The organism is Lentzea sp. NPDC058436 (genome assembly GCF_042721515.1).
In the GTDB taxonomy this organism is placed as follows: domain Bacteria; phylum Actinomycetota; class Actinomycetes; order Mycobacteriales; family Pseudonocardiaceae; genus Lentzea.
This window is the reverse complement of the sequence record NZ_JBHXLF010000001.1, coordinates 1,573,507-1,596,674: the sequence shown is the minus strand read 5'-3', so window position 1 is coordinate 1,596,674 and position 23,168 is coordinate 1,573,507. Positions and strand designations below refer to the sequence as shown.

The window sequence follows — 23,168 nt, the reverse complement described above, 5'->3', positions numbered from 1 at the left end:
CCTCACGACCACAGGCTGGCTCCGCCGTGCGCGGAAACCGGTCGCTGCAAAGGAAAGGCACGAGCGTGGCCACCCAGGACGGGCGAGCGGACCTCGACACACTGCGACGGGATCTGGTGCGGCGCAAGCTGGCCGAGCGGGAGCTCGGTGAAGCGCCCGCGTCGGCGACGCGCGGTGCCGCGCTGACTCCGGCACAACGGCGGATGTGGTCGCTGCAACAGCTCGACCCGGCCTCGGCAGGCTACAACGTGCGCATTGCCGTCGACCTCGGCGGCCAGCTCGACGTCGTCGCGATGGGGTCGGCGGTCAGGGCCGTGGTCAAGCGACACGACGTCCTGCGCACGACCTATGCGATGGCTGACGACGGCGAGGTCCGCCCGGTCGCGCATCCGGACTTGCCACCGGTGGTCGACGTGCGCGACCTGAGGGTGCTGCCGGTCGGCGAACGCGAAACCGAGACCGACCGCATCTGCCGGGAGCTGGGCAGTCGGCCTTTCGACCTCGCAGCCGACTCGCCTGTCCGCGTCGGCCTGATCGTCACCGGCAAGACCACGGCGACCCTTCTCGTCGTCGCACACCACATCGCTTGGGACGATGCCACCTCGGCGATCTTCTACGGCGAGCTCATGTCCGCCTACACCGGCGCAGTGCTCCCGCCCGCACCTCAGTTCGCCCAACTGTCGCTGGAGAGCCGCGAAGGCGGCGCGGAATTCTGGCGTGAGGCACTCGGTGCTCCACCGGAACCGCTGCAACTGCCCGTGTCCCGCGACACGACGTCCGGAGTGGACCAGCATCGCCACTTCCGGCCCGGCATCGCGGGCCGCGTCCGCGACCTCGCCAAGTCCGACGGCGCCTCGACGTTCATGGTGCTGCTGGCCGCCGTCACCGCACTGCTGCACCGCTACACCGGCAGCCGGGACCTGGTCATCGGCGCTCCGGTGGTCAACCGCGACCTGCCCGGTGGCGACGAGGTCGTCGGCTATCTCGGCAACACCATCCCGCTGCGCGTGCGGGTCGAGCACGAAGACACGTTCGCCACCCTGCTGGCCCGTGCCAAGAGCGTGTGCCTCGCGGCGTACGCACATCAGGACGTCGACCTCGACGACATCGCGCGTGCGGTCGAACCCGGCCGCACCCGTGGCGACGCCGGCCTCTTCGACGTCGTCTTGTCGCTGCGCACTCCCGTGCTGGGCCCGTTCCGCAACGCCGGGTTCACGGCGGTCCGCCGGCACGTGCCCGGATCCGATGCCCGGTTCTCCCTCACCCTCGCCGTCGAGACCGATGGCGAGGACCTGACCGTCGAGGCCAACCACCCCAACGGACCGCACGCGGTCGAGCTCATCTCACGGTTGCTCGGCCACCTCGACCTGATCCTCGACGTGGCGCTGGCAGTTCCGGACACCCTCGTGGCCGACCTGCCCATCCTGACCGAGGGCGAACGCGCCGAGCTCACCTCCTGGAACTCCACCGACGCCGAGGTCGCCGCGCCACTGCTGCCGGAGCTGTTCGCCAAGCAGGTTGCGGCGACGCCTGACGCCCGTGCGGTCCTCGCCACCGGTCAGGAGCTGAGCTACTGCGAACTCGACCGTCGTGCCACCGCACTCGCCCGGCTGCTCGTCGCCGACGGAGTCACGCCGGAAACCCTCGTCGCCATCGCGATTCCGCGGTCGGTCGAGATGCTGGTCGCCGTCCTCGCGGTCGTGAAGGCCGGTGCCGCGTACGTGCCGGTCGACCCCGAGTACCCGGCCGACCGGGTGCGGTTCATGCTGACCGACTCACGGCCCGGCGTGCTGCTGACCACGTCGAACACGTGCCTGCCGATTACGCCTGGCCTGCCGACGATCCTGCTGGACGCCCCGGACACCGCCGCCAGGCTCGCCGAGGTGGAACCGGGTGATCCCGAGGTCGACCTGGTGCCCGGACACCCCGCCTACGTCATCTACACCTCGGGCTCGACCGGTGTGCCCAAGGGGGTGATGATCTCGCACGACGCACTCCGCAACCACCTCGCTTGGTCGCTGGACCGGTTCCCGGGCCTGGCCGGTCATGCGCTCGTGCACTCGTCCATCTCCTTCGACTTCACCGTCACTCCGCTGTTCGGCCCGCTCATCTGCGGCGGCTCGATCGAGCTGTGCGAGGACTCCCCGGACGCGATCGCCGACGCGGTGGGCGAAGCGACGTTCCTCAAGATCACGCCGAGTCACCTGCCGTTGCTGCCGTCAGTGCGCTTCGCGAACGACGGGCCGCGCACGCTGCTCATCGCCGGCGAGGCACTGCGCGGCGAGATGCTCGACGACTGGCGGGTGCCTGACGGCATCGACGTGATCAACGAGTACGGCCCGACCGAGACCACTGTCGGTTCGCTGTTGCACCCGGTGTCCACAGTGGACGGCGCGGTGGCCGCCGGTCCCGTGCCGGTAGGGTCCCCGGTCGCCAACCTCACCTGCCACGTGCTCGACGAGCGGCTCAGGCTCGTTCCGGTCGGTGTCGAAGGTGAGCTGTACATCGGTGGCGAGCAGGCCGCGCGCGGCTACCTGAATCGGCCTGGGCTGACGGCGTCACGGTTCGTCGCCAACCCATTCGGTGAAGGCCGCCTCTACCGCACCGGCGACCGGATGCGCTGGTTGCCCGGCGCGGCGTTGGAGTTCCGCGGCCGGGTCGACGACCAGGTGAAGATCCGCGGCTTCCGGGTCGAGCCCGGTGAGATCGAGGCCGTGCTGCGCACGCACCCGGCCGTCTCCCGAGCGGTCGTGATCGCCCGAATCGACGGCCCCGGCGGCACCTACCTGGCCGCCTACGTCGTCGCCGACTGGTTCGACGCCGACGCGCTGCGCACCCACGTCGCCGCGACGCTTCCTGACCACATGGTGCCCGCCGCGTTCATGCAGATCGCGGAGATCCCGTTGTCACCGTCCGGCAAGCTCGACCGTCGCGCGCTCCCGGCGCCGTCGTTCGGCGCGGCTGTCGGCACCCGTCCCGCCGATGAACTCGAGACGCGGATCGCCGCGTTGTTCGCCGACGTCCTCGGCCGTGAGTCGGTCGGCGTGGACGAGTCGTTCTTCGAACTCGGCGGCGACAGCATCGTGGCCATCCGGCTGGTGGGCCGTGCGGGCAAGGCCGGGCTGAAGATCAAACCTCGCGACGTGTTCGCGCACCGCACACCTGCCGCCCTCGCCGCGTTGCCCGGCCTGAGCAAGCCGGCCGAGGACGACCTGGCGCCACGGCTGGCCGAGTTGTTCGCGCAGGCACTCGGCCGTGAGTCGGTCGGCGTGGACGAGTCGTTCTTCGAACTCGGCGGCGACAGCATCGTGGCCATCCGGCTGGTGGGCCGAGCGGGCAAAGCCGGGCTGAAGATCAAGCCCCGCGACGTGTTCGCCCACCGGACCCCGGCAGCGCTCGCGAAGGTCGCAGTGCTCAAGGAGGCGACGACCGTTGCGGCGGACGGCACCGGACCGGTCGAACTCACACCGATCATGCGGTCGTTCGCCGAACGGGGGCCGCTCGGCGACGGACACCGAATGTCCCTGGTGTTCGAAGGACCCGGTCAGCTTGACGAAACCAAGCTGACCGCGGCACTGCAGGCCGTGTTGGACCGTCACGATGCTCTCCGTGCTCGGCTGACCCGAGGTGAGGGACTTCCGTCGCTGGAGTTCCAGCAGGTCGGCTCGGTTCGCGCGGCTGCGGTGCTGCGTCGTGCGGAGTCCGATGTAGACGCCGAGCTGGACGCGGCGGCCGGACGGCTGGCCCCGGCCGAAGGCGTTGTCGTGCAGGCTGTGTGGTTCCCCGGCACGCCCCGATTGCTCGTCGTCGTGCACCACCTCGTCATGGACGGTGTGTCGTGGCGCGTGTTCGTGGAGGACCTGGCCGCTGCCTACAACGGCAACGCGCTTCCTCCGGTGGCGACGCCGTTCCGGACTTGGGCGACGGGCCTTCGCGTGGCGGACAGGACGAGTGAACTGCCAGCCTGGCGCGCGGTGCTGGACGGTCCGGACCCGTTGCAGGACAAAGCGTTGAAGGACCAGACCTGGTCCGACCTCCGCACCGTGACGGTTCGACTGGACGCGGAGACCACCAACGCCGTGTTGACCACGGTGCCTGCGCTGTTCTTCGCCGGAGTCGACGACGTGCTGCTCGCGGCGCTCGCTGTCGCCGGAGGCACGTGGAACGCCGATGCCCGGTCCTTCAGCGTCCTCCTGGAAGGTCACGGACGCCAGGAAGCCGCCGTCCCCGGCGCCGACCTGTCCAGGACCATCGGCTGGTTCACCAGCCAGCACCCCGTCCGGCTCGACACCACCGGCGTCGACCTCGCCGAGGCTCTCGACGGCGGTGCTGCGGCAGGGGCGCTCGTCAAACGGGTCAAGGAGCATCTTCGGTCGTGGCCGGACCACGGCATCGGGTTCGGAATGCTGCGACACCTGCAGGGCGACGTGGACCTCGCGGGCGCCCCGGCGCCGCGCATCGGGTTCAACTACCTCGGTCGGTTCGACGCGGCGGGGGAGGCGGGCTGGACCGTGCCCGCCGGTGGACTGTCCGCGGCCTACGACTCGGACATGCCGCTGATCGCCGGTCTCGTGATCAACGCCGTCACCGAGCACACGGCCGAAGGTCCAGCGCTGGTCTCGCACTGGATGTACGCCGACGGCGCGTTCGACGAGGCCGAGGTCGTCGCGCTGTCCTCGTTGTGGCACAAGGCGTTGCAGGGCCTGGCTCGGCACGCCTCCGGCGGGGACGCCGGTGGCCGCACTCCGTCCGACGTGTCGCTGGTCTCCCTGAACCAGAACCAGCTCGACGCCCTCGAAGCGAAATGGAAGCGTGCATGAGCGCGATCGAGGACATCCTGCCGCTGTCGCCGTTGCAGCAGGGCCTCCTGTTCCACTCCACCCTCGACGAGGACGGCACCGACGTCTACCTCGCCCAGCTTGTGGTGGACCTCGATGGACCTTTCGACGCCGCCCGGATGCGCCGTGCCGTCGGCGCGCTCGTCCAGCGGCACACGGCGTTGCGCAGCGCGTTCGTCCGCGATGTCGGTGACCCGGTGCAGGTCGTGCTGCGCGAAGTCGACGTGCCGTGGACCGAGTACGACGTGGACGACGAGCGCGCCCGCGCGCTGATCGAGACGGACCGGCAGACGCGCTTCGACCTGGGAACGCCGCCGCTGTTGCGGGCCATGGCGTTGCGACTCGGCCCGGAACACCACCTGCTGGTCCTGACCAACCACCACCTCGTGATGGACGGCTGGTCGACACCGCTGCTGATGCGCGACCTGTTCGCGCTGTACGCCGCCGATGGCGCGAGCGCTGGGTTGCCGGTCGCCCGCCCGTTCCGCGACCACCTGTCGTGGCTCGCCGGTCGCGATCGACAAGCCTCGCTGGACGCGTGGGGCAAGGCGCTCGACGGAGTCGAGGAATCGACGTTGCTGGTGCCCGAAGCGCACGGAAAGCCGGCGCTGTTGCCCGCGGAGATCGTTGAGGAGGTGTCCGCGGACACCCTCACCGCCACGGCCCGCGCGCTCGGCGTCACGGTGAACACCGTCGTGCAGCTGGCCTGGGCGGTGCTCGCCGCGCGTCTCACCGGGCGCGACGACGTGGTGTTCGGCGCGACCGTGTCCGGACGGCCCGCCGACCTGTCCGGCGTCGAGAACATGGTGGGCCTGTTCATCAACACCATTCCGGTGCGGGTGCGGCTGAACCCCGGTGCCACGATCGCCGACCTGGCGCGCCGGTTGCAGGACGAGCAGGCGGACCTGCTGGACCACCAGCACGTCGGCCTGGTCGACACGCAGAAGGCCGCGAGCGCGTGGTCCGGCAGCGGTGAGCTGTTCGACAGCCTGGTGGTGTTCGAGTCGTTCCCGTTCGACTCGGGAGCGATCGACGCTGCGCTCGCCGCGTGCGGACTGCGGGCGCCGCGACCGGCTCGCCCCATCTCCACGCACTACCCGCTGACGCTGATGGTGATGCCGTCCGCAGGTGGCCTGGAAGTGACGCTCAAGTACCGGCCGGACGTGCTCGACGAGACCTCGGCCCGGCAGCTGCTGGCTCGGCTGCAGCGGGTGATGTCCGCCGTAGTCGCGGACCCGCACGCCGTGCTCGCCTCAATCGACCCGCTGTCCGCCGATGAACGTGGCGCGCTGATGGGCCGCGCCGCACCGCTTGAGCTTCCGACCTCGACGCTGCTCGACCTGTTGGAGGAACAGGCCGCGCGGACGCCTGAAGCCGTCGCGGTGGTGTCGGGCGACGAGTCGCTGACCTATGCCGAGCTGGACGCGCGGGCCTCCGCCTTGGCCGGCGCGATCGACGCGGGCCCCGGCGACCTAGTGGCGATCGTGTTGCCGAGGTCGGCCGAGCTTGCCGTCGCCACGCTGGCGGTGCTCAAGACCGGCGCCGGCTACCTTCCGCTCGACCCGGACTACCCGGCCGAGCGTCTGCGGTTCGTGCTCGACGACGCCAAGCCCGTCGCGGTGGTCGCGAACGACGCCTTCGTGTCCGACGTGCTACGCGTGAGCCCGCACGGGCACACCGGCTCCGGACCACGTCGTCGCGCACGTCTTGATGACACGGCCTACGTCATCTACACCTCCGGCTCGACCGGAACCCCGAAGGGGGCGGTGGTTCCGCACCGCGCCGTGGTCGCCTTGTTCGCCGCGGCCCAGGAACGGTTCGACTTCGGAGCCGACGACGTGTGGACGATGTTCCACTCGTTCGCGTTCGACTTCTCCGTGTGGGAGATGTGGGGTCCGCTGCTGCATGGCGGCACGCTCGTCGTCGTCCCGCATGACGTCACCCGTTCGCCTGAGGACTTCCTGAACCTGCTGGAAACCCACAAGGTCACGGTCCTCAACCAGACGCCCTCGGCGTTCTACCAACTGATCGCCGCCGACACCGGTCGCCAGCTCGCCCTGCGCACGGTCGTGTTCGGCGGCGAGGCCCTGGACCCCGCGCGACTGGCGTCCTGGCGCCGTCCGGGCGGACCCGAGCTGGTCAACATGTACGGCATCACCGAGACCACGGTGCACGTCACGCACCGGCTTCTGGACGATGCCGCGTTCAGCGGCTCGGCCAGCGTCATCGGCGATGGGCTGCCCGGCTTCTCGGTGCATCTGCTGGACACCGCGCTGCGGCCGGTGCCGGAAGGCGTTCCCGGTGAGCTTTACGTAGGTGGCTCACAGCTCGCGCGGGGCTACCACGGCCGTCCGAGTCTGACCGCGACCCGCTTCGTCGCCGACCCGTTCGGCGCGCCTGGGGAGCGGCTCTACCGTTCCGGCGACCTGGCCCGGCGCACGTCGAGCGGTGAACTGGAGTACCTGGGGCGTGCCGACGACCAGGTGAAGATCCGCGGCTTCAGGATCGAACTCGGTGAGATCGAGTCTGTACTGGCCGGCGCTCCCGGGGTCACCGGTGCGGCTGTCACCGTGCGCACCGACGGTCCGGCTCCGTATCTCGCGGCCTACGTCGTCGGTGCCGACCCGGACGACGCTCGTGCCCACGCAGCCTCTCACCTGCCTGCACACATGATCCCGGCCGTGATCACCGCACTGGACGCACTTCCGTTGACCGCCAACGGAAAGCTCGACCGGCGAGCGCTGCCCGCACCCGTCGTCACCCGCGCTGCAGGACGTGCTCCACAAGACGAGACCGAACGACTGCTGGCCGACCTGTTCGGACAGGTGCTGCGGCGTGACGACGTCGGTGTCGACGAATCCTTCTTCGAACTCGGCGGCGACAGCATCGTCGCGATTCAGCTCGTCGGCCGTGCCCGCGCGGCCGGCCTCGATCTTTCACCACGCCAGGTCTTCGACCTGCGCACCGTGGCCGAACTCGCGGCGCTGGCGAGGCCCGCCGAGGAGCTGGCAGCTGACACCGCTGACTCTGTCGGCGACGTCGGCCTGACTCCGATCATGAAGGCGTTCCTGGAGCGTGGCGGCTCGTTCGAACGCTTCTCCCAAGCGGTCTTCGTCCCGACGAACGCCGAGCTGCCCGCCGTGACCGAAGCGCTCCAGACACTGCTCGATCACCACGACACCCTGCGCCTGCGGATGCCCGGCACCGAGCTGGAGATCCGTCCTATCGGGACCGTCCGCGCCGAGGACGTGCTGACCCTCGCGACCCTGCCGCTCAAGGACGAGCACGCGGCCGCGGTCGCACGGCTCGACCGTGCGGCTGGGGTGTTCGTCCAAGCCACGCTGTTCGACGACGGCGTTCTACTCACCTGCCAGCACTTCGCGACCGACGGGCTGTCCTGCCGTGTCCTGGCCGAAGATCTCGCGGCCGCCCTGGCCGGCGAGCCGCTACCGGCGGTGCGGACCTCGTTCCGCTCGTGGACCCAGAGCCTGGCCGAGATCGACCGAACAGCGGAGCTCTCCCTGTGGCAGGAGATCCTCACCGGCGAGGACCCCGTGCTGGGAATCCGCCGGATCGACCACGCACAGGACACCAGGGCGACGGTCCGCGAAGTCGCACTCACCGCCCCGCTTCCGGACCTTGCCACCATCACCACCGCGTTCCACGCAGGCCCGGATGAGATCCTCCTGGCAGCACTCGGTCTCGCGGTCTCACGGTGGCGGGGGATCACCTCGACCGTGGTCGCGATCGAGGCGCACGGCAGGGAGGAACACCTCGTCCCCAGCGCCGACCTCTCGCGTACGGTCGGCTGGTTCAACACCCAGTACCCCGTGCGCCTGGATGCCTCTGGCCCGGCCGCCACCGTGGTGAAGCGGGTCAAGGAACACCTGCGCCGCATCCCCGATCGCGGCATCGGCTACGGCCTGCTCCGCTTCCGCGACGGCGAACTCTCCGACGTTCCCGAGCCTCAGATCCTCGTCAACTACCTCGGTCACATCGGGCCGCGCACCCAGGACGCCTTCGGCGAGATCTCGTTCGGCGGCGTCGCACCGGCATCGGATCCCGACCTGCCCGCCGCGGCCGCGTTGATGGCCAACGTCGGCATCACGCCGGAAGCCGAGCTGGCAATCGGTCTGCGGTTCCCCGAAGCGTTGTTCACCGACGACGACGTGGCGGAACTGGGACGGCAGTGGGTCGAAGCACTGACCGACATCGCCGGTGCGGTCGAGCAGGGTGGCCGGACCCCGACGGACCTGCCACTGGTCCACGTCACCCAGGACGAGATCGAACGCTGGGAACACCGCTACCCCGAACTGCACGACGTGCTGCCGCTGTCGCCGCTGCAGGACGGCCTGCTGTTCCACGCCCGCTACGACGAGGGCGCCGTCGACTTCTACTCGGTCCAGCTCGTCGTTGACCTGCGGGGACCGCTGGACGTCGAACGGCTCCGCCGCGCGGCTGCGGACCTGGTGGCGCTGCACCCGGTGTTGCGCACCGCGTTCACCGACGACGGCGGCGAGCCCGTCCAGATCGTGCTGACCGAGGCCCAGCCGGTGATCACGACGCTCGCCGTCGCGGATCGTGCCGCGCTGGAGGAGTTCCTCGAGGCCGACCGCCGCGCCGGGTTCGACCTCGCCGCGCCTCCGCTGCTGCGGCTCACGTTGGCGCGGCTAGGGGCGGACGATCACCGGCTGGTCGTGACGAACCACCACCTGATCCTGGACGGGTGGTCGACGCCGCTCGTCGTCCGCGACCTGTTCACCCTCTACCAGGCCACGACGACCCCCGAGCGTCCCCGGCCCTACCGCGACTTCGTCGCCTGGCTGGCCCGGCGCGACCGGAACGAGTCGTTGGCCGCGTGGGCGAACGTGCTCGACGGCGTGGACGAGGCGACCCTGCTGGCGGGCTCCGGCAACGCGGAAAGCGCGGTTCTGCCGGAGGAGGTCGTGGACGTCGTCTCGGCCGAGCTGGCCGCGAAGCTGCACGCCACGGCCCGCGACTGCGGGGTCACCCTCAACACGTTGCTCAGCACGGCCTGGGGCCTGGTGCTCGGTCACCTGACGGGCCGCACCGACGTCGTCTTCGGCATCACGGTGTCCGGGCGCCCGCCGGAGCTGACCGGCGTGGAGTCCATGGTCGGCCTGTTCATCAACACCGTGCCGGTGCGCGTGCACTGGTCGCCGGGCGAGTCCGCCCGCACCGTCGTCACCCGGCTTCAGACGGCCCGGACCGAGGTGCTGGAGCACCAGCACCTCGGCTTGACCGAACTGCAGCGGCTGACCGAGGTCGACGCGGGACGGCTCTTCGACACCCTGATGGTGTTCGAGACGTTCCCGCTGGATCAGGCAAACCTGCTCGACCCGGCTGGCAGCGGTGGGCTCACCGCAGAGGTCGGCTGGTCGCGCGGCTACACGCACTACCCGATGACGCTCATGCTGATGCCCGACGAGGACGTTCTGCGCATCAAGCTCGAATACCGCACCGACCTGTTCGACCGGGCCACCGTGCGGACCGCGCTCGACAAGGTCTTCACCGTCCTGAGCGCGTTGGCGGAACGGCCTGATGCCGCAGTCGCATCGCTTGACCTGCTGGCTCAGGCAGAACGTGAGCTGGTGTCCGGCTGGAACGCGCCCGTCGCCTGGCCGTCGAGCCTGCTGATCACGGACCTGCTGCGCGAGCACGACCGCGAGCTGATCGCGCTGGTCAGCGAAGGCATTGCGGTGAGTTTCGGCGAGCTGGACTCGTTGTCGGACAAGCTCGCTGGCCACCTGGTATCGCTGGGGGTCGGTCCCGAGGTGCCGGTCGCGGTGGTCTTGCCGCGCTCGGTCGACGTGGTCGTCGCGATGGTGGCGGTGTGGAAGGCGGGCGGTGTCACGGTTCCCGTCGACCCCAAGTACCCGGCCGAACGCATCGCGGCCGTCTTCACTGAAGCCACGCCGGCCGTGGCGATCACGACTCGCGAGGACCTCGGCGTTCCGACAGTGCTGCCGGCTCCGGCCTCGTGGCACGGGACTGGTGATCCTCGCGGCCCGGCAGGTCCGGAATCAGCTGCGTACATCGTTTTCACCTCCGGATCGTCCGGTCGGCCGAAGGGTGTCGTGGCGACGCACAGCGGCGTCGTCAACCTCGCGACCGCGCACCGCAAGGCCGTGATGGACCCGCTGGGCCGGACGCTGCGCGTGCTGAACTCGCTGTCGTTCGCCTTCGACGGGTCGGTGGACCCGTTGGTGTGGATGCTGGCAGGGCACGAGATGCACGTGCTCCCGGACCGGCTGATGGGCGACTCGGAGGCCATCGTCGCCTACGTCCGCGAGCACCGCATCGACTTCGTCGACGTGCCGCCGTCGCTGCTCGAACTGCTGGTCGCGGACGGACTGCTGGACGACCCGCCCGCAGTGATCGCCACGGGTGCCGAAGCTGTGGGACCGGCGCTGTGGACCTCGCTGGCCGAGGTGAACGCTCTCAACTTCTACGGCCCGACCGAAGCGACGGTCGACGCGCTGTGGACGCGGATCGAGCCCGGGACACCGCACATCGGCCGCCCGGTCGAGAACACCACCGCCCACGTGCTGGACTGCGCGCTGAATCAGGTGCCGCCGGGTGTGCCGGGCGAGCTGTACCTCGGCGGCAGGGGAGTGGCGCGCGGTTACGTCGGCATGCCCGGCGAGACCGCGGCGCGGTTCGTCGCCGACCCGTTCGGCTCCGGCGGCAGGCTCTACCGCACCGGAGACCTCGTGCGGCTCAACGCTTCCGGCACCATCGACTTCCTCGGCCGCGCGGACGACCAGGTCAAGGTCCGCGGTCACCGGGTCGAGCCGGGTGAGGTGGAGTCGGTCCTCAGCGGACTGGACGGGGTGGCCCAGGTCGCGGTCGTGGTCCGCAGCGGTCAGCTCGTGGCCTACGTGACAGGGTCGGCTTCCGCCGAGCGACTCCGCGCGGATGTCAGTCGGCTGCTGCCCGACCACCTCGTGCCCGCCGCGTTCGTCGTGCTGGAGGCGTTCCCGAGCCTGCCCAACGGCAAGCTCGACCGGCGGGCACTGCCAGCACCCGACTTCACGGGAGTGTCGCGCCCTGCGGCCACGCCGACCGAACATCGTTTGTGCGCCTTGTTCGCCGAGGTGCTGGACCTGCCGTCGGTCGGGGCCGAGGACTCGTTCTTCGCCCTGGGTGGCCACTCGCTGCTCGCCACCAGGCTGATCTCGCGCATCCGAGCCGAGTTCGGTGGGACGCCGTCGATCCGGGTCGTGTTCGACCACCCGGACGTCGCCTCACTCGCCGCGTACTTCGACGCGCGGACGCAGGACGTGGCACCGGTGCTGGCCGCAGGACCGCGACCTGTGCGCGTGCCGTTGTCGGCGGCACAGCGCCGGTTGTGGTTCCTGCACCGGTTCGCCGGCCCGTCCGCGACCTACCACCTGCCGTTCGCCGCTCGCCTGTCCGGACCGTTGGACGTCTCCGCGTTGCGGGCCGCGGTCGGCGACCTGGTGGCCAGGCACGAGAGTCTCCGCACGGTCTTCCTGGAGGTCGACGGAACGCCCGAGCAGCGGGTGCTCGCTCGGGTGGGCACGCCGTTCACCGAGACGACCGCGCGGTCCGACCTGGACCGCGCGGCGGCCCAGCCGTTCGACCTGGAGACCGAGATCCCGATCCGGGTCACGCTGCTCCGAGTGGCCGAGGACGAGCACATTCTTTCCCTTGTGCTGCACCACATCGCGGGTGACGACTGGTCGACCGGGCCGCTGCTGGGCGACCTCTCCGAGGCCTACGCTGCCCGGCGCGACGGCAAGGCTCCGAGCTGGGAACCGTTGCCCGTTCAGTACGCCGACTACACGCTGTGGCACCAGGACCTGCTCGGCTCCAATCTGCTGGCCCGCCAGCTCGCCCGCTGGTCGGAGGTGCTGGCCGACGTTCCGGTCGCGATCGCCCTGCCCACCGACCGGTCCCGCCCCGCTAAGTCCTCGGGTACCGGCGGCCGGGTTCGGGCGAAGATCCCGGCCGAGACCGTGACGGCGCTGCGCGCGTTGCTGGCCGACACCGGGGCGAGTGAGCTCATGCTCGCTCACGCCGCCGTCGCCACGTTGCTGCACAAGCTCGGCGCGGGCACGGACATCCCGCTCGGCGCGCTCGTCTCAGGCCGTTCGGATCCGGCGTTGGAGCGACTGGTCGGGTTCTTCGTCAACACCGTCGTGCTGCGGCTCGACCTGACGGGCAACCCGGCGCCGCGCGAGCTGCTGCGTCGCGTCCGGGCCGTCGCGCTGGACGCGTACGCCCATGCCGACGTGCCGTTCGACAGCGTCGTCGAGACGGTGAACCCGGACCGTTCGGCGGGGCACCCGTTGTTCCAGACGCTCGTCGACTTCTGGAACCCTGCCTCGGACGTCACCGGGCTGGCCGGGGTCACCGCCGAGGTCGTCGAGGCCGATCCGGCCGCTGCCGCGAAGTTCGACCTCGGCTTCACGTTCACCGCGGACTCCGACGGGGGCCTGCTGGCCTCGTTGGAGTACGACGCCGATCTCTTCGACCAGGTCACGGCCGAGTTGTTGCTCGCCCGGCTCGGCCGGGTCTTCGCGGCGCTGGCCCGTGACCTTCCGCTGTCCGCAGTGGACGTTCTGGAGCCCGGCGAACGCCAGCAGCTGCTGGAGCGGTGGAACCAGCCGGCCGAGCCGCTGTCCGGTTTGACCTTGGTGGACCTGTTCGCCGAGCAGGTGGCCCGCGTGCCGGACACGGTCGCGGTGGTCTGCGGCGACGAGTCGTTGACGTTCGCCGAACTCGACGCCCGTACGGACGCGTTGGCCAGGCACCTCGCCGCGCAGGGCGTCGGGCCGGAGGTCCGGGTCGGGATCGTGCTTCCCCGGTCGGTCGACGTCGTAGTGGCGTTGCTGGCCGTCTGGAAGGCAGGGGGTGTCGCGGTGCTCGTTGACCCGCGCCATCCAGAGGAACGGGTCGCGACGGTGCTGGCCGAGGCTGCGCCCGCGCTGGTGCTGTCCACCGTGGAGCACGAGGTCGCGGGGACGGAGCCGACCGGGTCGTTGCCGGGGTCAGCCGCCTACATCGTTTTCACGTCCGGTTCGACAGGACGGCCGAAGGGCGTCATCGCGACGCACGAGGGCGTCGTGAACCTCGCGCTCGCGCACCGCCGTGCCGTCATCGACCCGGCGGGCCCGGTTCGAGTGCTCAACCTGCTGTCGTTCGCGTTCGACGGCACGATCGACCCGCTCGTGTGGATGCTCGCCGGGAACACCATGTACGTGCTCCCGGACGACCTCATGGGCGACCCCGCGGCCATCGTCGGCCACATCCGCGAGCACGAGATCGGCTTCGTGGACGTGCCGCCGTCGTTGCTGGAGCTCATGGTCGCCGAAGGACTGATGGACAGCCCGCCGGCGGTGATCGCCACAGGCGCCGAGGCCGTGGGCGGCACGTTGTGGTCTCGGCTGGCCGAGGTCACCGCGTTCAACTTCTACGGCCCGACCGAGGCGACCGTCGACGCGCTGTGGACCCGCATCGAACCGGGTACGCCGCACATCGGTCGTCCCGTCGCCAACACCAGGGCGTACGTGCTGGACGAGGCGTTGGCCCCGGTTCCCGTGGGCGTGCCAGGGGAGCTGTACGTGTCCGGTGCCGGACTCGCGCGCGGATATGCGGACCGTCCCGGGGAGACTGCGGCACGGTTCGTCGCCGATCCGTTCGACACCGGCGGCAGGCTCTACCGGACCGGTGACCTCGTGCGCAGGCGCGCCGACGGCACGGTGGAGTTCCTCGGGCGTGTCGACGACCAGGTCAAGATCCGGGGCTATCGAGTCGAGCCCGGCGAGGTTGAAGCGGCACTGGCCGCGTTCCCCGGTGTCACCCAGGCCGTGGTCGCGGCGCGCACGGACAACGGCCTCACCCGCCTCGTCGGCTACGTGACAGGAGACGTGGACCCGGCACACCTGCGCGACCAACTCGCGAAGTCGCTACCGGACTACCTCGTGCCGGCTGTGATCCTCCCGCTCGACGTCTTTCCCCGGACTCCCAACGGCAAGCTCGACCGGCGAGCGCTGCCCGCGCCGGAGTTCACCGGCGCGGGCACCGCACCCCGCACCGCGACCGAACGGCTCGTGGCGGACCTGTTCAGCGAGGTCCTCGGGGTCGGCAGGGTCGGTGTGGAGGACTCGTTCTTCGCACTGGGCGGGCACTCGCTGCTCGCGGCCCGGCTGCTCTCCCGGCTGCGCGCCGAAACCGGTGGAGACATATCGATCCGGTCGGTGTTCGACGCCCCTACGGTCGAGGGTCTGGCAGCACAGCTCGACGCGGACGACGACGTCGTCGTCCGGACGGCCCTGACCCGGCAGGAACGGCCTGAGCGGATTCCGCTCTCGCCCGCGCAGCTGCGGTTGTGGTTCTTGCACAGGCTCGACGGGCCCACCGGTACCTACAACGTCCCCTACGTCGCACGGCTGCGCGGCCCGCTGTCGGTGGAGGCGTTGCAAGCGGCACTGCAGGACGTCGTGACACGCCACGAAGCTCTGCGCACGATCTACCCGGACATCGCGGGTACGCCGTACCAGCAGGTACTGGAAGACGTGGCCGTGCCGTTGGAGGTGGGGGTAGGCGATCCCGCCGAGTTCGCCGGCCGGCCGTTCGCGCTCGACACAGAGCTGCCGATTCGTGCGGCGCTGTACTCCGAGGGACCTGACGACCACGTGTTCGCACTGGTCGTGCATCACATCGCGGGTGACGAGTGGTCGACCGGCCCGCTGCTGGGCGACCTGGCCGAGGCGTACGCGGCGAGACTGGAGGGGCAGGCGCCGAGCTGGAAGCCGTTGTCCGTGCAGTACGCGGACTTCACGCTCTGGCAGCGCGATCAGCTCGGCGATGCCGCCGATGCGGACAGCCTGCTGGCGCAGCGGCTGCGGTGGTGGGCGAGCGAGCTCGCCGGCATGCCCGAAGCGCTCTCAGTTCCGACCGACCGGCCGCGTTCGGCCAGCACCGGTGAACGCGGAGGAGCGATCAGGTTCTCCGTGCCCGCCGAGGTCGTCACGGGCTTGCGGGCCGTGGGCATGTTCCACGGCGTCACGGACTTCATGCTCGTCCAAGCCGCGGTCGCGACGTTGCTGCACAAGCTCGGCGCGGGCACGGACATCCCGCTCGGCGCTCTGGTCGCCGGTCGTGACGACGAGGCGTTGCACGACCTGGTCGGGTTCTTCGTGAACACCGTGGTGCTGCGCAACAACCTCGACGGCAACCCGACCGTGCGCGAGTTGCTGACACGCGTGAGGGAGACAGCATTGGGGGCATACGCACACGCGGAGGCACCGTTCGACCGCGTTGTCGAGGCCGTCAACCCGGAGCGCGTGGCTGGAAGGCACCCGCTGTTCCAGACGATGGTGGACTTCCGGCCCGCCGACACCGGTAACGCTGGACTGCCCGGCGTTGTCGCCACTCCGGTCAGCGGCAGCCAGGAGACCGGGGCGAAGTTCGACCTCGCGGTCAACTTCACCCCGCTGCCGGACGGTGCGTTCGACGGCTCGGTGGAGTACGACGCGGACCTGTTCGACCAGAAGTCCGTGCAGGTGCTGGCTCGACGGTTGGTGACGATTCTGCGGACGTTCGCGTCCGCGCCCGACACCAGGCTGTCCGCCATCGACGTGCTCAGCGCGGCCGAGCGGTACCAGCTGATCGAAGGCTGGAACGACACCGCGACCCCGGTGCGCGAGGCCACCGTGCCCGGCCTGTTCGCAGAACAAGCCGCCCGCACGCCGGACGCGCTGGCGTTGGTGGACGGCGACCTCCGCCTGACCTACGCCGAGCTGGAGCAGAAGGCAGGCCACATCGCCCGCGTGCTCACCGCTCGCGGCATCGGTGCTGAGGACGTCGTCGGCGTGCACCTCGACCGCTCGGCGGACCTGGTCGCCGCGTTGATCGGTATCCAGCAAGTCGGTGCGTCGTTCGTCCCGCTCGAACCCGCGTGGCCCGCCAAGCGCATCGCCGACATCCACGACACGGCACAGCTGCGGCTCGTGCTCAGCGCGACCGGCGAAGGGCTGCCCGAACTGGGCGTTCCCGTGCTGGTCGGTGAGCAGCCCGATCCGGGTGTGCCCGCAGCGACACCGGCGTTGCACTCCGACGGGCTCGCGTACGTCATCTACACCTCCGGTTCCACCGGCACGCCCAAGGGCGCGATGATCTGCCACCAGGCGATCGCCGCGAGGTTGTTGTGGCAGCAGGAGATGCTCGTGTACGGACCGGGCGACGCCGCCTTGTTCAAGGCGCCGCTCGGATTCGACATCTCGATCAACGAGATCTTCCTGCCGCTCGTCACCGGTGCCACGCTGGTCATCGCCGAACCGGGTGGTGAGCGCGACGTCGAGTACCTGCTCGGCCTGATCACGCGGCACCGGGTGAGCTTCACCTACCTCGTGGCGTCGATGCTCGACATGCTGCTGCAACTGCCGGGCATCGACGAGGTCCGCAAGTCGCTCAAGCACGTCTGGTGCGGCGGTGAGGCGCTGACCCCGGAGCTGTTCGACCGCTTCCGCGACAAGCTCGACGCGGTCATGTACCACGGCTACGGCCCAGCCGAGGCGACGATCGGCGTCAGCCACCAGTTCTACCGCGACGGCGAAGACCGGCACGGCATCAGCATCGGCCGGCCCAACCCGAACACCCGCATCCACGTGCTCGACGCCGCCCTGAACCCGGTACCCGTCGGCGTGCAGGGCGAGCTGTACACCGGTGGGCTGCCGCTCGGCCGCGGCTACGTCGGTGACCCCGGCCAGACCGCGGCCCGGTTCGTCGCCGACCCGTGGACTCCCGGCCAGCGTCTCTACCGCACCGGCGACCTCGCCCGGTGGGCTCCGGACGGCACGCTCGAGTTCCTCGGACGCGTCGACCACCAGGTCAAGATCCGCGGCATGCGCGTCGAGCTGCAGGAGATCGAGGCGGCTCTCGGTGAGCACGACGCAGTGCGCCAAGCGGTGGTCACCACCGTGAGGGCTCCCGGCGGCGCGACTCTCCTCGCTGGGTACGTGGTCACCCACGTCGGCCAACCGGCGGGAGACCTCGCCGGATGGCTCGGGACCCGGTTGCCGGACCACATGGTGCCGGCGACGTTCACCTACCTCGACGCGTTCCCCCTGATGCCCTCGGGCAAGGTCGAACGTCGCTCGTTGCCGGCGCCCGACCTCGCTTCCGGGGCGCCTTCCCGGGCTCCGGCGAGCGCGGCCGAAGCGGCGTTCTGTGCGGTGTTCGCCGAGGTGCTCGGCCGGGACGCGGAGCCGGACGACTCGTTCTTCGCACTGGGTGGGGACAGCATCGTGTCCATCCAGCTCGTGTCCAAGGCCCGCGCGGCAGGGCTCCAGGTGTCGCCGCGTGACGTCTTCGAGCACCGAACGCCTGCCGCGTTGGCGCTCCTGACGTCCTCGCGTGTGGTCGAGGAAGCACCGACGCAGCTGCCCGCACACGGAGATATGCCTTTCACCCCGGTGATGCGTGCTGTCCTTGAACGCGACGGGCTGCGGCCTCGATTCGCCCAGACGGCCGTGCTCGACGTGCCTGACGTCGACTTCGAACGGCTCACGCAGGCGGTCGAGGTGCTGGTGCGCACGCACGACGTGTTGCGCGCCAAGGTGACGGCCTCCGGGATGACGATTCCGCTGGCGTCCGAGGTCGCCGGCCTGGTGCGTCGCGCGACCGGTGACGTCCGCACCGAACTCGACGCCGCGGCGGAACGGCTCGACCCGGAGAACGGCGTCGTGCTCCAGGTCGTCTGCTTCGACCACCAGGTCCTGATCGTCGTTCATCACTTCGTGGTGGACGGGGTCTCCTGGCGGATCCTCGTCCCCGATCTCGCCCAGGCGTACCGGACCGGACGGCTGGAACAGTCTTCGACGCCGTTCCGTCACTGGGCGCACGGCTTGGTGACCGCTGCTCGACGACGAGGTGATGAGCTTCCGTTGTGGCAGTTCGAAGTCGATCCGCTGGCTTCACGGCCGGTTGATCCGGCTCGGGACACCACCCGCACGGTGCGTTCGGTTCGAGTCGCGGCTCCGACCGACGTGTCCGACGCCATTCTGACGTCAGTGCCGGAGGCGTACTTCGCCGGAGTGGAAGACGTTCTGCTGACTGCGCTCGGTCTCGCGGTGAAGGCGTGGCGCAGCAAGTCCGTCGTGGCGGTGGACCTGGAGGGACACGGTCGCGAGGAACACGTCGTGCCCGGCGCGGACCTGTCCCGGACGGTCGGCTGGTTCACCACGCGCTACCCGGTGCTGCTCGATCTGTCCACTGTGGATGTGGCGGGCGACGCGGTGAAGCTGGTCAAGGAGTCGTTGCGTGCACTTCCGGATCGTGGCATCGGCTACGGGCTGCTTCGCCACCTGAACCCGGACGTGCGGCTCGACGGTCCGGCACCGGAGATCCTCTTCAACTACCTGGGTCGATACGGCTCCGCTGGCGAGTCCGGGCCGTGGACGCAGTCGGCGGAGTTCGCTGATCTCGCAGGCGTTTCCGACCCGGACGCGCCGGTCGCGGCGGCGCTGGAGATCACGGCCCTGACCGAGGACACGGCGGACGGTCCGGTCCTGCGTGCCACGTGGTCCTACCCGGAAGGGGTGTTCGACGACATCGACGAGCTTGCGTCGCTCTGGCTGGAGGCGTTGGCCGCGCTGGCGAACGACTCCGGTGGTGGGCACACGCCGTCCGACATGCCGCTGGTGTCGATCGACCAGTCCAAGATCGACGCGTTCGAGTCCAAGTGGGGTGCGCTGTGAGCAACATCGAGGAGGTGCTGCCTCTGGCACCGTTGCAGGAAGGCCTTCTCTTCCACGCGACGCTCGACGGCGCGGACGTCTACACCGTCCAGACGGTCCTCGACCTCACCGGACCTCTCGACTCCGCTCGTCTGCGTGCTGCCGCTGAAGCGCTGGTTGGGCGGCACGCCAACCTCCGTGCCGCGTTCGTCCTGGACGAGGACCAAGCCGTGCAGGTCGTGCTGCGGCGGGTACGGGTGCCGTGGACCGAAGCGGAGTTGACCGAGGCCGAGGTCGAAGCCGCACTGATCGCCGACCGCGCGGAGCCGTTCGCGATGGACGAGCCACCGCTCATCAGGTTCCTGCTGATCAAAACCGGCCCGGAGCAGCACCGGCTGGTGATCTCGAAGCACCACATCCTGCTCGATGGTTGGTCCTCACCGCTGCTTCTGCGCGACCTGTTCGCCCTCTACGCGGGTCAGCCCCTGCCAGCGGTGCGTCCGTTCCGGGATTTCCTCGCGTGGCTGGGCCGTCGAGACCGTGCCGCCTCTCTCGACGTGTGGCGAGGCGTGCTCGACGGGGTCAGCGAGCCGACGCTGCTGGCACCGCACACCGGGACGACGACGCCACGGGCCGAGCAGATCCCAGTGCCTTGTGACGCCACTGGTCTGCCGGATCTGGTCCGGCGGCTCGGCGTCACGTTCAGCACGCTGGTGCACGCGGCATGGGGTATCACGCTGGCGCGGCTCACCGGCGGCAACGACGTCGTGCTCGGTGCCACCGTGTCAGGACGGCCGGCCGAACTGCCGGGGGCGGAGGAGATGCTGGGCCTCCTCATCAACACCATCCCGGTGCGCGTGCGCCTGCTGCCCTCTGAGACGTTCGAGTCGTTGCTGCACCGCCAGCACGAAGCATGGGCCACGACCCTCGACCATCATCACCTCGGGCTGGCCGACGTCCAGGCGCTCGCCGGTGTCGGTGCACTGTTCGACACCCTCGTGGTCGTCGAGTCGTATCCCGTGAACGACGACGAGATCGACCGAGTCCGCGATGCCTTGGCGCTGAAGGTGTCCGGTGTGGACACGGTGGATGCCACGCACTACGCCGTGACCTTGACCGCGGTACCGGGGGAAGGTCTTTCCCTGACCTATCGGGCCGACCTCCTGACGCGGCAGCGCGCGACGGAGATCGCCGATCTGCTGGCGGAGGTGCTTCGGGCCGATCCCAGAACGCCTGTCGGGCGCATCGGCCCGACCTCACCGGCTGCGCAGATCGCGTGGAACGACCACGAGGTCGTGTTCCCCGACGTGCTCGCGACGGAGCTGGTCGCGGCGTGTCCGGCCGAGGCGACTGCCGTGGTGTGCGGTGACGTCCGGCTCACGTTCGGGGAGCTCGGCATCCGGTCGGACCAGCTCGCCGCGCACCTGGTCTCACTGGGAGCCGGGCCTGAGGTACCGGTCGCCGTAGCGCTCCCTCGCTCCGTGGATGTCGTGGTCGCGATGCTGGCGGTGTGGAAGGCAGGGGGAGTGGTCGTACCGATCGATCCCGCCTACCCGGCTCACCGGATCGCCTCGGTGCTCGCCGACGCCGCACCGGCCGCCGTCATCGGCCTTCAGACAGATCTCGACCTGCCGACAGTGACGCCCGATCCATCCTCGTGGACCGGCACCGGAACCCCGTGCGGTCCGGCGGGGCCGGAGTCCGCGGCCTACGTGCTGTTCACCTCGGGCTCCTCCGGCCGCCCGAAGGGCGTTGTGGCCACATACGGAGGACTGGCGAACCTCGCCATGGCGCACCGGCGTTCCGTCATCGAGCCCGTCGGCCGGACCGTGAGGGTGCTCAACTCGACGTCGTTCGCCTTCGACGCGTCACTCGACCCGCTGACCTGGATGTTCGCCGGCAATGAGATGCACGTCCTGCGAGACGAGCTGATGGGCGAGCCGGCGGAGATCGTCGACTACGTCCGGAGCCATCGGATCGATGTGCTGGAGTGCCCGCCGTCGCTGCTGGAACTGCTCGTGGACGAAGGCCTGCTGCGAGGAGAGCACGCCCCGTCGGTGGTGGCCGCCGGAGCGGAAGCGGTCTCACCCGGTCTGTGGCAGAACCTCGCGGGCGTAGGTCTGAACTTCTACGGCCCCACCGAGTGCACGGTGGACGCGTTGTGGACCCGCATCGAACCGGGCACCTCGCCGCACATCGGCCTACCGGTGAGCAACACGACCTCGTACGTGCTCGATGCGAGCCTCAATCCGGTGCCGCTGGGTGTCCCGGGGGAGCTGTACCTGGGTGGAAAGGGGGTGGCCCGCGGGTATCTCGGGCGCCCCGGCGAGACCGCGGCGCGGTTCGTCGCCGACCCGTTCGGCTCCGGCGGGAGGTTGTACCGGACCGGAGACCTCGTACGGCTCAACGCGCTCGGCACGATCGACTTCCTCGGGCGTGCGGACGACCAGGTGAAGATCCGCGGCCACCGGGTGGAACCGGGAGAGGTCGAGACCGTTCTCCGTGGACTTCCCGGCGTCGAGCGCGCCGCAGTGGTCACGCGGGCAGGACGCCTGGTCGCATACGTGGTGGCGCACGAACCGCTCGGCGATCTGCGAAGCGTGCTGACCGAACTGCTGCCCGACCACATGGTGCCGGCCGCCGTCGTGGTGCTGGACGAGTTTCCGATCTTGCCCAACGGCAAGCTGGACCGCCGGTCCCTACCTGCTCCGGACTTCGCGGCAACGTCGTCGCGTTCACCCGCGACAGCCACTGAGAAGGCCATCTGCGAGCTCATGGCGGATGTACTCGGAGTGCCAGAGGTCGGACCGGACGACTCGTTCCTCGCACTGGGCGGACACTCACTGCTGGCCGCACGGCTGGCCTCCCGCATCAGATCCGAACTCGGCGCGTCCGTCGGCGTGCGGGCTGTGCTCGAAGCACAGACACCGACGGCCATCGCGCAGCGGCTCGCTTCTCCTGACCGCTCATTGGATCGACTTCTCCCGCTGCGGCGCAACGGGAACGCGACACCGCTGTTCTGCGTGCACCCGGCATCCGGGCTCGGCTGGTCGTACGCAGGCCTTCTCCCGCACCTGCCCGACCGGCCGGTGTACGCGTTGCAGGCGACAGGCTTCACCGGGCGCCCGGATCTGGAGGCCGTCGCCGGTCGCTACGTCGAGGAGATCATCTCGATCGCTCCGGACGGCCCGGTGTGCCTGCTCGGTTGGTCGATGGGCGGGGTGATCGCCCACGCCGTCGCGGGCGTGCTGGAGCAGTCGGGGCGCGAGGTCCAGGCGCTCGTGCTGCTCGACAGCTATCCCAGGACTTCGCCCGGCGAGGAGGACGACGACTTGCCGTTCGACCTTCCGGCCGATGTCACCGCGAGCCTGAGCGCCGTTGCAGCGGTGGACCGCGCGGGACCCCTCGGCCGCTTTCGCGGTGACGTCACCTACGTCCGCGCTGCTGCCGAAGACGAGCCGCCCGACTGGACGCCGTACGTCGACGGCCGCGTCGTCATCCGGCAGGTCGGCTGGCGACACGAGGAACTCATGACGGACACCGCACTGCGCGACGTCGGCCCCATCACGGCCGCCGCGCTCACCTGACCCGCCAAGCAAGA

At 70.0% G+C, this 23,168-nt stretch carries 3 protein-coding genes; all 3 read left to right on the top strand.

Translation table 11 applies throughout. The features are described from left to right. Nucleotides 1-65: 65 nt before the first annotated feature. Genes ACFWN2_RS06550 through ACFWN2_RS06540 form a run of 3 tightly spaced genes read left to right on the top strand, consistent with a single transcriptional unit; the run spans nt 66 to nt 23,154 of the window. Entirely contained in the window at nt 66-4,820 is a 4,755-nt protein-coding gene (locus ACFWN2_RS06550; RefSeq protein ID WP_382425278.1) for an amino acid adenylation domain-containing protein, read from the top strand. After that, a complete protein-coding gene (locus tag ACFWN2_RS06545) occupies nt 4,817-19,588 on the top strand; it encodes an amino acid adenylation domain-containing protein (RefSeq protein ID WP_382425276.1) in 14,772 nt (4,923 codons plus the stop codon). Before ACFWN2_RS06550 ends, ACFWN2_RS06545 begins: the two co-directional genes overlap by 4 nt. After that, complete coding sequence (locus ACFWN2_RS06540) at nt 19,585-23,154, top strand: amino acid adenylation domain-containing protein (RefSeq protein ID WP_382425274.1); 3,570 nt, start codon at nt 19,585-19,587, stop codon at nt 23,152-23,154. The genes ACFWN2_RS06545 and ACFWN2_RS06540 overlap by 4 nt, the downstream gene beginning before the upstream one ends. Nucleotides 23,155-23,168: the final 14 nt, after the last annotated feature.

What these genes read in the sequence shown, in the direction of transcription:
- ACFWN2_RS06545 (WP_382425276.1), top strand. Translation starts at nt 4,817, where the DNA reads ATGAGCGCGATCGAGGACATCCTGCCGCTGTCGCCGTTGCAGCAGGGC.